The following is a 12,257-nucleotide window of genomic DNA, read 5'->3' on the forward strand; positions in this document are numbered from 1 at the left end:
TCAATGAGTCAAACTTTTACATTTCAGAACGCACCGGTTGAACTACTGGATGTGCCTCAGTTGGTGCTGTTAACAGATACCACTCAGAAGGTAGACACGTGGTTAATGGATCGCTTCTTTCCTCAACGTGTCTCGTATACCAAAAAAGAAGTTCCTGTAGGTGAGTTAAATACAGCGACACCGCTTGCACCATTTGTAACGCCTACAGCTGCTGGTCGCCAAATTAAAGTAGGTGAGTCTGGTAACGTTAAATTCGTTAAGCCAGCATATTTAAAGCCGATGATGACGGTATTTCCAAGCGATGTTCAAAATACAGCACTGATTACCCAGTTGCGTAAATTTGGTGTGATTGCCACAGGTTCAAACCGTTTAAGCGATGCAGATCTTCTATTGATTGACCAGGCTCAAAAGGCTTTATACCTGCGCCAGTCCATTGAAAATCGAAAGTTGCTGATTGCTCGTGATGTATTGCTCTATGGTAAGACAACATTCGCTTCTGCTGACTTCCCAATGTATGAAGTAGATTATGAGCGTAATGCAGCTTGTACATTTGCTCCATTGATCAAATGGGGGCAAGCGGGTGCTACACCAGTAAAAGATATCCAGACCATGATTGATCTATCAGTAGAACATTCTGGTACCTCTCCAATAATGGCGCTTACAACATCTAAGGTGTACAACACTTTAATCAAAGATCCAGAGTTTAAAGAGAAGTTCATTGCACCATATGCGGGTATTAGTGTTCCTTTGACTCCAACCTTTGATCAGATGGATAAACCGCAGTTCCGTGGTACGGTCGACAACATTGAAATTTGGACGTATGACGTTCAACACAGTATTGGTGGCGGTACACCAGATCGTTTTATTCCAGAAGACTTCTTCGGTCTAATCTCTGATGCTAATGGGTGGATTGCTCACTGTGCTATCCAAAACGTAGAGGCTTTTGGCCAAGCTCTAGAGTTCTATCTAAGCCAATGGCAAGAAAAGAACCCTTCAAGCATTCAGATGCTTGCTGAATCATCTCCACTGGCGATTCCAAACAATAAGAATGGCCTGGTAGGCGGTCGCGGGTTCGTATAAGGAAAATATTATGACGAAGTACATTGCAAAGCAGTCGCTTGGACACTTTCGTCCAGGCCAAGAAATCACAGGGCTTGAAGCTAAACAACTTCAGGCCCTTTTAGCAACTGGGGTTGTTGAAGAAGAAAAAGCTCCAGAAGAACCTAAGGCTGATGGTTCAGCCGCACGCTTAGCTGAACTGGAAAAAGCCAATACTGATCTTATTGCAGCAAATAAGCTGATGACTGATGAAAAGGTCAAATCAGATCAGGAGAATGGTGAGCTTAAAGCGAAGGTTGCAGAGCTTGAAAAAGCATTGGCTGCATCTGACGCTGCCCTGAAAAAAGCAACTGCCGAAGCGAAGAAGGCTGCTACAGAAGCCAAGTAGGTGATCCATGTATGCAACTAAATCTGATTTGGTGGTGCGATTTGGTGGTGAACTAGAACAGCTGTTGATGATGCTACCAAACGTCACTGCTGTAGATGATGCAATTCAGGATGCGACAGAGGAAATTAACGGTCACATAGGTGGCCGTTATTCTTTGCCGCTACCTAACGTGCCAAGTAACTTGAAACGTATGGCATGTGATATTGCACGCTATCGCTTGTATTTCCAGCAACCAACTGAAGAAGTCCGAAAGCGCTATGAGGATGCAATCTCATTCTTAAAGCGCGTGGCTGAAAACAAGGCACATTTACAGATCCAGTCTGAGGAATCGGACGAGATTATTGATGATGAGCCTACAAAGAAGCCAAGTACTTTACCTATCGGTAGTACTTATCGTGGTGGGGTATTTGGTGACGATGTCTTAAATATGATGCCTAGCATCAAGTGAGGCAATTATGGCGTTTGCAATCAAGATTGATTCAAATAGTTCAGCAATTGAGGCGGTAATGAGTCAATTGCTGGATATTGATGCTGAAAAAGCTCGACTTTATGAAGATATTTGCCTGGCATTAACAACCAGTGTTCAAGAAAGATTCATTGGTGGGTTTGATGTTGATGGTAACCCATGGAAGATATCTTGGCGTGCAAGCATGCAGGGAAGAGAGGGTATGCAAGGTGGTCAAACGCTACGTGATACTGGGCGCTTGATGAATTCTTACACATACAACGTTCTTTCGAATGGTGTTGAGGTTGGGACAAACGTCTTTTATGCGCCATACCTTCACTTCGGTGCTACGATTCTGCCAAAGACAAGCCAATACATTACCTTTGCTGTTGGTGGTCAATACAGAAAAGTAAAACAGGTGGTTAATCCTCCAAGGACACAATTAGGTATCAATTCTGCAGATGAAGAAATGATCCTAAATATCGTAGGAAGTTTTATAGATGAGTACCTTCTTCGCGGTACGTGATGAGATTGCAGAAAAACTGAAAGAAATTTCAGAATTTAAGCAGATTTATACCCCGCTAAATTCAGTAGTGGTCACAGAGATGTCTCAGGTCACTCCATCGGCGCATATCAACTTTGTACGTATAGATAAGAAAGCCAGCGCGGGTAAAGGGCGTATTAATCAGATAGGTCAACAGTGGGCTGTGACAGTGGCGTGTCGCAATGCTCAGTCACAGAAGAATGATGGTCGAGCAGTTAGTGATGAAGCAGGGCTATTAACTGAAAAAGTAATTCAACTTCTTTCAGGTTGGAAGCCGCAGTCTTCTCGCAATGAATTAGACCTGATTTCTGTGCGTGATGGTTATAGTCCTGGGTTTGCATACATCACTATTATTTTTGAATCACAAAAATTTATTTAGGAGCCATTCATGGCAAAACAATATAAAGCCCGGCAACCCGTCGGGCGTTTTTCTGCCGGCGATATTGTTGGTGGGCTGACAGAGAATCAAATCAGCAAATTACTTGCAGATAAAATCATTGAAGAAGTGAAGCCATCTGCTCCAAATAAACCCGCTAAAGAGGTAAAAACCGATGGCTAAAAATTATATTTCACTCCAAGGTAAATTCTATTTATCTGAAATAGCAAATGGTGTTGCAGGTGCCATGCGCCATATCGGTAACGTGCCTGAATTTGAGCTTGAAATTACAACTGATCAGGTTGAGCACACAGAAAGCACATCCGGTCAGCGTACAACAGACTTTGTGCTGACAAAGACCACCGGTGTTAACTTCTCGGGGCAACTTGAAGAAGTGGATGAAGCAAATCTTCAGTACATTCTGTCTGGCATGAAATCCGATGTTGCTAGCGATACAGTGACAGATCAAGCGCTGGGTACCGTGAAAGTCGGTGAAGAAATTAAATTAAATGGTTATAGCCTTACAACAGTTTCGTTTAAAGCTGGTTCTACAGCAGTGGATGAAAGCAAATATGACTTAGATGCTGTATTTGGTACTGTCATCTTTAAAGAGGCGATTACTGAGCCGGTCACCGCCACGTACACCACTGGTGCTGTAAGTCATACCACCATTGCGAGTGATTTCAATAAAGAATATGAGCTGTTCTTTAAAGGGATTAACACTGCAACTGGCGACAATATGGCTGTTCGCTTATGGCGCACCAAAAAATCACCAGAAACCACTTTCCCATTGATTCACGAAGAACTTGGCCAGTATGAAATTTCAGGTCAGGCTTTATCAGATGTCAGCAAAGGATCAGATGAAACACTTGGTCTATATGGCCATGTTGTGACAATTCCGAAAGCTTAAACCTATTCAGGCACAAAGAAATACATGGGCGCATAAGCGTCTTTTTTTGTGCCTGTGTTTTAGGTGACCCCCTGTAGGGTTTTACGAAACCCTTGACAAGAATCTATATTTTTCAAAGCGAAGCCGGCCTAACAAGTCGGCTTTTTTAATGCCTGTCTATTATTCCAAGTGCATTCGATAGATAGGTTCACACTCAACTCAAGGAGTTATACATGAATGCAAAAATTGAAGTTTTAAAAATTGTTGAAGTTGATAATGGGGTTCCCAAAACAACCACACTACAAATAGCCCTAGGTCTAGGTATTCAGCATAAGTCTGTAATTCAATTGGTGAGAAGTTATAAGTCAGACTTTGATGAGTTTGGCCCATTGGCATTTGAAATGCGGATGGGTGCACCACTTCCACAAGGTGGTTATGGCCACTCTTTACAGTATGCGGTGCTCAACGAGCAGCAAGCAACTTTACTCTTAACGTATATGCGAAACAGCCCCAAAGTTCGTGAATTTAAAAAAGCATTGGTAAAGGCGTTCTTTGAAGCTCGCGCCTTATTGCAGACTGATTACTTCTCACTTGTTCAGAAGCGCGAGGCCTTAAATGCAAAACTTGAATGCGAAAAAGATATCGCAAGTGCATGCGGAAAAGGCCTTTCTGAGTGGAAGAAACAGCGAGACACCTTGCAAACAGCGATAGCAAATGTAGATCGACAAATTCAACCATGTCTTTTCGATTAACAATCTATGCCACCTACGGGTGGCTTTTTAGAGATTCAATCATGAATGATTTCTTTTTAGCGAATAATCGCTCGATCACAATTAAAGTGCTTGGCAATGATGTGGAAGTGAAGCAGCTGCAGATGCAAAACTTTGATATCTGGTCACCGATTGCATCAGTTATTCGTGACAGCCTAAAGCAAAGTGATTATTCAGATTTAATCGGCGCAGGCCTGATAAAAGATTATGGCGCTCATGTATTTCAACTTTGCTCAATGTGTACAAACACTGAAATAGAGACGCTATTAGATCTCGCTGAATCAGATCCATTGGAGTTTAGTCATTTGTTTCAACACGTAATCGAAGTAAATGGTGCGTATTTCAAAGAGGACATTAAGCCAGGCCCTAAAAATCGTAAGAAGAAAGGTAGTGTTGAACAAACTTGGTTTGATTCATTCCAATACTTGATAGCGTATGGCCATAGACATGAAGATATTCTGCAGATGACCTATGGGGCTTTTGTTGGCTACTTAAAGGCGGCTGAAAAGTATCAACGCAGCCGAGGAAAGTTTGATTCGAACATAATTCGGGTAGCGCACCATGCAGATAAAAAAGGATTTACAACGTTCCAAGATGAGCTAAGTAAACATTGAGGTAAGTTACTATTTTCACTTAATATGTGATCAATAATTATATTGAGGGTGTTGGGGTGAAAAAGTTAGTTTTGATTTTGGCATTATTTATGTCAGCGCAAGCATTTGCTGTAGATATGAGAGCACTGCGTGGTAGCAATGGCTTTGTTGAGCTTGGCAACTCAGAAGCAAAACTCAAGGATGTACTTGGACAACCTGAGTCCGTAGATACTCGTGTAGTGCATGATCGTAATGGCTGGCCTCATAAAGGCATTATCTATACATACAAAGTGGATGGCCAGCTATACACAATTACCATTATTGGTGGCAATGTTTTTAAGATTAATTGGGAGCGCTGAAGGCTCAGTTTTTAGAAAATTCAATTAATTAAAAGTATCAATGTATATCTTTTGTTAAATTAAATGAGTATCTTATTCCGCTGTTTAAGAGGGAATAATGATGAAAAAAACTTTGGGTCTTTCTTTTTTAAGTTTTATATTAGTGGCTTGTGGTGGAGGTGGAGGCGGGTCTTACGACACATCTCCAGACGGTGGAACAGCGGGGAGTGGTGTTAATAATTCAAGCTTTGATAGTTTTACTCAATTTAATTGGGGTTCTGTACAATTTAAGACAGGCTTTGCAGAAATTATAAAAAATGCCCGCAATTCAGATATCTTGTATACGAATTATAAGAAATTAGAACCATCAAATGTTGAATTATATAAACGCCCAATTCTTAGTAAAGATGGGTTATATGAGCCAGATCAAACTAATTACCCTTTGGGATATCGGACTTATAAGATAAATAGTGTTTCGAAAGATGGTAATACTTTCAATAAAACACCATATACATTAAAAGGACTGAATCAGTTTAAAATTCAAGAAACTGGTGAATGGATAGCATTGGATAATGTGGTGATCAGCGAAAGAACGGCTGTTTACTGGAATATTCTTGCTAAAGAATATCCTAATAGTGTTTGGTTTAATTCAGGTGAATTAGGAAAACAGTTCAAAAATTTCTTGGCTTCAAGTAATGTGACTAAGTTCCCAACAGGCTCAAAATGTTTTAAGTCATCAAAGACTACTTATTCTTTACCCTATTTTGTCATTACTAATTTAGATGCGAAACCTTATATCAATGGTCAATTTATTAGTACTTTTGATCAATTCTTGAAAGTGCTTGGTTCAAATAAAGTTTCAGGAAATTGGGGTGGAACACCATGGGCTTATCAAAAAATGTATGATGGCTCTGAATATTATGCAGCAATTATTTATGCAAATATAAATAATAAATTAAGTGAAGGGTTTTGGGATAAATCTCCTAATATTACATTGGAGAGTAGATTGAAGGAATACACTGATCTACTTAATCAACCGTATGTAAGCTTGGAGGATAAAATATCTTTTAACGCAGGAATCGAAGAAGTCAATAAAGAGTGTACGTATTATAATGATATTGCTGCGAATACAATTGAAACGTTGATTATCCAAAGTTCTGAAAATTAATTCTATTAAATTCAATATTAAGAAACCCGCTAATTGCGGGTTTTTTAATGCCTAAATTTTGAGGTTCGCTATGTCCGGAAAAAATCTAACGTTCAAACTTATTCTTGATGGCGATAGTAAAGGTCTGGTATCTGCTGCAAAGCAGTCCGAAGATGTAACGAAAAGACTGTTTGATTCAATTAAGTCTGAATCAGAGAAAATTAAACAGGCTTCAGAAGCAGCATCTAGCCAAGTTGGAAATATCATCCCAAAGGGCACGACTGAATTAGCTGATAAATTAACTCAATCTCTAACAGCTGCAACTGGAATCATTCAGGATGCGGGGGATAATGCTAAATCCACAGCAGGTAATTTTACTGATTTTGGGAATAAGGCTGAAAAAGCATTAGGTCAATTAAAAAGTGACTTGACCGAAGCTAAGCGGAATTTAGAGGCATTCTCCAAAACAAATGCATCACCAGCCGATATTGAAGTCGCACAGCGGCAAGTCGATCAACTTGAAAAAGAAGTTCAGCAAGCAGACCAAGCATTTAACGATTTTCACGCTGAAGTTGGCAGGGCAAATAATAATTTAAAAGAAACTGATAATGCTGCTCAAACCGCTCAGAAAGGTATTGCTGGACTTAAGACTGGGTATACGGCTCTTGTTGGTGCTATGGCTGCTCTTGGCATTGGTCTTGGCATTAAAGAATTAGCAGAAGTAGCGGACTCATATACAAATCTATCAGCACGGATCAACATTGCGACAAGTGAAGGAGGTAATTTTACCCAGGCCATGGTGGGTGTTCATCAAGTCGCATTGATGACAAATACAAGCCTTGACGCCACAGCTGGCCTATTCACGAAAGTGAATGACGTTGGCAAGCAAATGGGAATGACCCAGCAACAAACATTAGATCTCACAAAAACCATCAATATGGCCATCCAAACAGGTGGTGGATCTGCTGCTTCGGCTGATGCTGCAATCACTCAGCTTACACAGGCCTTGCAATCTGGTGTACTTCGCGGTGACGAGTTCAACTCGATCATGGAACAAGCGCCAGGGATTTCCAAAGCCTTGGCTCAGTCACTTGGTGTGACCACCAGTGAATTGCGTAAGATGGCAGAGAATGGTGAGTTAACTGCGGAGAAGGTTATTAATGGCCTTCATAAACAATCTGCGGCTATTGAGGCGGATTACGCGAAATTTCCGACAACTATTGGAAATGCATTACAGCGTATTTCGACACAATGGCAAATTTTGATCGGTACCATGGATCAGGCGAACGGGGCATCAGCAACTGTAGCGCAATGGTTGGTAACTCTTGCTGATAATATGGGTATTGTTGAAATACTACTTAAGGATGTTGGCTCTGGTTTTGTTTGGATTGGTGATCAGCTTTCATTTATTGATGTATCCATTTTTGAAAGTCTTAAATCTGCGCTATCAAGTGCTTACGATGCAATCAAAGAGGTGGTTGTAGTTACTGCTGATTTGAGTAAAACAATTACAGAAATATTAAGTACATCGCTAACCAATGTTTTATCTGTCCTTTCATCATTTACAGGTGAAGCAACAGCAGCAGGAGAGCAAGTTAGTTTCCTTGAGCGAATACTTCAAGGGCTATCTATTACGTTTGGTTTTATTGCGGATGGCGTAACAGCAATAAAAATCGGTGTAAATCTCCTAGCAGGAGCATTCTTCGACTTAGCATCAGCAGCGAATAGTGTCTTATCGGCAGTCACATGGGGTGATGTTAGTAAGCAATTTGCATCAAATGCAGATTTGATGAAAAGCAAGGCTAAAGAATATTACGCTGAGGCTGATAAGGATGCGGTTGCCTTTGAATCTAAGGGTTTGCAGCGGTTAGAGGAAGCTGCGCAAACCCAAGAAGAGAAGAATGCACAAACATTACTTGAGGCTAAAAGCTTGGTTGACCAGTTGCTCTTGGAAGGCCAGCGAGAACTCGATGGGAAGAAGGTAACTGAACAAGAAAAGTTAGATGCTGTTCAAGCCTATGCAGAAGCCGCGATTGCAGCCAATAGCGGTGCAATGGATGGTGTAATGCAAGCTGATCTGATGACGAAGGGTTACATCGTCACTTTGGATGAAGCTGGGAAAGTTGCTATTCAAACTTGGGATGCAAATGCTACAGGTGCCGAAAAGGCAGTACTGTCAGCAGATAAAGCGCGTAAAGCTGCGGCGACATTAAAACTTGATCTATATGAGCTAAAGAATGGTGTTACCGAAGCATTTAATAGTAATGCAAAAGTTCTAAATGATTTTGCTAATAATGTTGAAGCTTTAGGCTTAAAGGGAGAAGCAGCTGGAGAGGCTGTATATCAAGCCTGGTTAAAGTGGCTTGAAACAGCTCAAAGCCAAAATGAAGTAGATCTAGCAATATCAAAACTTCAGGAGTTTGGTAAAACAGGGCAGATGTCTGCGAAACAAGTTGAACTTGGTATGTTGGCAGTACGCCAAGTAGTATCCCAATTACCAGCAGACTTGGACCCAGTAGAACAAGCTTTTGAACGCCTTGGTATCAAAACAAAAGAGCAGCTTAAGCTTGCAGCACAAAGTGCCTTAGCAGATTTCAATACCATTCAATCAAGTGGAGAAGCTACAGCTGAAAGCTTGCGACAAGCGTATGAGAGAACTATGCAAGCTGCAGCAGCATCAGGTGATCAGGCAGTCATTGCTGCAACTCAAGCCAAAGCTGCATCTCTTGGTCTTGAAGTCCAAATTGATTCATCAGGCAAAGCATCAGTCAAAAGCTATGGCGAGCTTGAAGAATCAATTCATCGTGTACGCCGTGCTTCAAGTAACGCTGAAGATGGATTCCGCAACCTTGGCCAAACTGGTCGAGATGAAGCGGATTCTGTTAAAAGCGCGTGGGAAGAAGCGGTTAGTGCAGCATCGAGTGGAATGCATGAGACTCGAAAAGGTACCAAAGGCAAGATGGCTAAAAATACCGGGGATATCGAAGCTGAGCTTAAAGCCATGGGATATTCAGATGCAGCTGCTAAACAGTATGCAAAAGATATCTATGAAGGGACCAAAGGTGTAAATGGCTACAAGTCGTCAGGCTTTGGCTTCTTTGGTGGTTTAAGCAACGTAGAGCAAGTGAATGCGGAGTTGGAGCGTATGCAGCAATATGCGCCGAATAATGTGTCTACCAAGGCGAGTGGATTAGGCTCTTCATCAAAAACCATTTCCTACGAACTTAAATTGGGTAATGAGACTGTGCAATTAACAGGATCAGCTGAGAGTCAGTCGAGTCTTGAGGCGATGCTTAAAGAGTTGGGTACATTGAGTAAATCAACATGAAAATAAAACGCATCTCAACATCAGAAACCGTCTCAATTGAAGACGGTTTTTTTTGGTCTGATGAATTTAGCTGGAAGGCTAAAGAGCAGTCTTTGGAATATGCCATGGATGGTACGCCGATTATTCAAGAAGGCACCAAGCTATCAGGTCGGCCAATCTCTTTAGAGCCTGCTGACAGTGGGATGGGGTGGGCTTCATTAGGTGTTGTCCGTAAATTGCAGGCCTGGTCAGTGCTCAATGAGCAGTTTCAGATTCAGTTTGAATGGGCGCATGACACACGGAAATTTAACGTGGTTTTCAATCATGTTGACGGTGCTTTAGAAGCCACACCTGTGAAAGGTATTCCACCGGTATCACTTGATGACCACATGAACTTAACGCTCAGATTTTGGAGTGAATAATGCCAATTGAAACCAAAGATTTAGTGATCTATCACGCTGAACGTGACACCGATAATGCTGATGGTGGTGGGAAATATAACGGTCAGATTGTGGCAGACGGTTTAAGTAATAACCTATTCAATGACATTTCTGAATTGGATCGTACTGTTGGTGATGTATCGATGCGTAAGATCTTCCCAGCTGTGACCACGAATGACACTGACTTACTTATGGGTGCCACGGTATTTGTATCTGAGCTACCTGAAGATCCAAACGTATCAGCACTACTATTCAGCACCGAGTCATGGACCGACGAACGCCAGGCCGCACAAAACCGAGTTGAAAATTACTTGGCTAAAGGTGGCCAGATTGCCGGCACGCCACTTGATACGCACTGGCAAGGCATGTCATCACTGCAAGTGGTAATGTTTCCACAAGAAACTGAATCCAGTGTCGGTGATACGATCGTGTTGATTTCAGATGAAGGAAAAGCACTTCAATTTGAACAGTACGTGCGAATTACTAAGGTTGATACCCGCACAGCAGTGATGGTAATCGATGGTAAAAATGTCGAATACAAAGTTGCGACTTATCAAATCAATGACCCTTTGGAGCGTGACTTTGTAGGCTTATCGGCTCGTCAGTGGTACGCCGGTAATACACAGTCTAAAACCATCCTTCGCGATACGCTTGTTGCTGATACTGGTTTGTATTACTCATCAACTCAATTGGCATCTGATGCAACCGTGGGTGAATACACGGTTAATGCGGATTCAATGTTTACCCAACTGATCCCATCTGCTCAGAGTGAAACACCGATTATCGATGTGAATGCAGCAGGCGAAAGCGTTGTTTTGGTGCCGGGTAACGATGGTTTGATAACTGTGAATTATCCATCGCAAGTCGTGAGTGAAAGCCAGAATCTATATATCGGTTCTGCAGTAATGCCAAGCTCTTTGACATTCACAATTCAAGGGCAATCAATCACAGATCAAGGTGGTTTACTCAAGAACTCTTTGGGCACACAGGTTGGTACGATCGACTATCAGCGTGGCCTGGTGAAATGGACCTCAGCAGCACCAACCGGCACCATGGGTTTAAATATTACGTTTAAGCCGGCGGCTGCACCGAATCAGTATTACCAGAGTAGTGCCATTCCGGTGACTCAGAATAACCAAAGTACCAATTGGTCAGGTGTATTGATTCCGATCGCCGCACCCGGTGCATTGTCTATTTCCTATATGTCTCAAGGTAAATTTTACGAGTTGAAGGATGATGGGTCTGGGCAGCTAAGAGCAGCAAATAGCTCCTTCGGGTCTGGCATGATCAATTACGAGACTGGATCATGGCTTTTAACTGCAGGTGCATTGCCCGATGTGGATAGTGTGATTCTGCTGAATTGGGGAACGCCGATCGTGACATTTGTCCGCTCAAATCTGAGTGTAGATAAAGCAGCCTTTGAGTTTGATCTAGGTCATCTAGGGGTATTACCAGGCGTGACGATTAATTGGCTGCTTGAAGGAGAAGCCAAAACAGCTACTTCTAATGCACAAGGTAAATTCACTGGTGATGCTGCTGGCTCAATTAATTATGCCTTAGGCACAGGCAAGATTATTCCCAATAAACTGCCGCAAAAATCTACCGTTTTTAATGTGATCTATAACTTTGGTACTTCGCTTACGCAAACCAAGAATGATGTTACCCCAGACTCAAGTCAAAAGCTGGTATTCACGATTGGTACAGGCGCTGCGATTCAACCCAACAGTGTTGAGTTAGAAATTCCTGTGTCTACTGCGACAGGGAATCTTGAAACCAATGTATTGCTGACTGATGTACCTGTGACCAGCTCGCTTGGCAATCTAGTGAATAGTCGAAGTGAAGTGCAAGGTTCAATTAACTATACGACAGGGCTTTGTGAGGTCACACCACAAACGGTTCACAAGCAATTTATTACTAAATTTGAAGCTGCTGTTACTTATGGTACCGCTTAGGGGATTTCT

The 12,257-nt window shown here is 41.9% G+C and carries 14 protein-coding genes; all 14 read left to right on the forward strand.

Annotated features, from left to right (window positions below; all coding sequences use genetic code 11):
• Positions 1-3: 3 nt before the first annotated feature.
• The 14 genes from FTV11_RS07425 to FTV11_RS07490 all read left to right on the forward strand — a co-directional run bounded on the left by FTV11_RS07425 (position 4) and on the right by FTV11_RS07490 (position 12,248).
• A complete protein-coding gene (locus tag FTV11_RS07425; RefSeq protein WP_180073688.1) occupies positions 4-1,080 on the forward strand; it encodes a major capsid protein in 1,077 nt (358 codons plus the stop codon).
• Positions 1,081-1,090: 10 nt separating this feature from the next.
• Positions 1,091-1,447 carry a hypothetical protein gene (locus tag FTV11_RS07430; protein WP_180073689.1) on the forward strand — a complete coding sequence of 119 codons (357 nt, stop codon included), beginning with the start codon at positions 1,091-1,093 and terminating at the stop codon, positions 1,445-1,447.
• A 7-nt stretch (positions 1,448-1,454) separates the two neighbouring features.
• Complete coding sequence (locus FTV11_RS07435; RefSeq protein WP_180073690.1) at positions 1,455-1,895, forward strand: gp436 family protein; 441 nt, start codon at positions 1,455-1,457, stop codon at positions 1,893-1,895.
• 7 nt (positions 1,896-1,902) lie between these two features.
• Positions 1,903-2,418, forward strand: coding sequence for a phage virion morphogenesis protein (locus FTV11_RS07440; protein ID WP_180073691.1), 516 nt, complete (start codon positions 1,903-1,905; stop codon positions 2,416-2,418).
• The gene (locus FTV11_RS07445; protein WP_180073692.1) at positions 2,393-2,815 is read left to right on the forward strand and encodes a hypothetical protein; all 423 of its coding nucleotides are present in this window, start codon (positions 2,393-2,395) and stop codon (positions 2,813-2,815) included. Before FTV11_RS07440 ends, FTV11_RS07445 begins: the two co-directional genes overlap by 26 nt.
• A 9-nt stretch (positions 2,816-2,824) precedes the next feature.
• A complete protein-coding gene (locus FTV11_RS07450) occupies positions 2,825-2,995 on the forward strand; it encodes a hypothetical protein (RefSeq protein ID WP_168377671.1) in 171 nt (56 codons plus the stop codon).
• A complete protein-coding gene (locus tag FTV11_RS07455; RefSeq protein WP_180026371.1) occupies positions 2,988-3,722 on the forward strand; it encodes a hypothetical protein in 735 nt (244 codons plus the stop codon). The genes FTV11_RS07450 and FTV11_RS07455 overlap by 8 nt, the downstream gene beginning before the upstream one ends.
• Positions 3,723-3,934: 212 nt before the next feature.
• Positions 3,935-4,453 (forward strand): Rha family transcriptional regulator, encoded by a 519-nt coding sequence (locus FTV11_RS07460; RefSeq protein ID WP_180026370.1) that lies wholly within the window; start codon positions 3,935-3,937, stop codon positions 4,451-4,453.
• 41 nt (positions 4,454-4,494) lie between these two features.
• Positions 4,495-5,085, forward strand: coding sequence for a hypothetical protein (locus FTV11_RS07465; protein WP_180073693.1), 591 nt, complete (start codon positions 4,495-4,497; stop codon positions 5,083-5,085).
• A 56-nt stretch (positions 5,086-5,141) separates the two neighbouring features.
• Positions 5,142-5,423: a hypothetical protein gene (locus tag FTV11_RS07470; protein ID WP_078193403.1), complete on the forward strand. Its 282-nt coding sequence runs from the start codon at positions 5,142-5,144 to the stop codon at positions 5,421-5,423.
• A gap of 97 nt (positions 5,424-5,520) precedes the next feature.
• Positions 5,521-6,570 carry a hypothetical protein gene (locus FTV11_RS07475; protein ID WP_257223204.1) on the forward strand — a complete coding sequence of 350 codons (1,050 nt, stop codon included), beginning with the start codon at positions 5,521-5,523 and terminating at the stop codon, positions 6,568-6,570.
• A gap of 70 nt (positions 6,571-6,640) precedes the next feature.
• Positions 6,641-9,877 carry a tape measure protein gene (locus tag FTV11_RS07480; protein WP_180073694.1) on the forward strand — a complete coding sequence of 1,079 codons (3,237 nt, stop codon included), beginning with the start codon at positions 6,641-6,643 and terminating at the stop codon, positions 9,875-9,877.
• Positions 9,874-10,278, forward strand: a complete 405-nt coding sequence (locus tag FTV11_RS07485; RefSeq protein ID WP_180073695.1) for a hypothetical protein — start codon at positions 9,874-9,876, stop codon at positions 10,276-10,278. The genes FTV11_RS07480 and FTV11_RS07485 overlap by 4 nt, the downstream gene beginning before the upstream one ends.
• On the forward strand, positions 10,278-12,248 hold the full coding sequence (locus FTV11_RS07490) for a hypothetical protein (protein ID WP_180073696.1): 1,971 nt from the start codon (positions 10,278-10,280) through the stop codon (positions 12,246-12,248). The genes FTV11_RS07485 and FTV11_RS07490 overlap by 1 nt, the downstream gene beginning before the upstream one ends.
• Positions 12,249-12,257 lie beyond the last annotated feature (9 nt).

Origin of the sequence: Acinetobacter sp. YH12231 (genome assembly GCF_013417755.1) — a bacterium.
Taxonomy (GTDB): domain Bacteria; phylum Pseudomonadota; class Gammaproteobacteria; order Pseudomonadales; family Moraxellaceae; genus Acinetobacter; species Acinetobacter amyesii.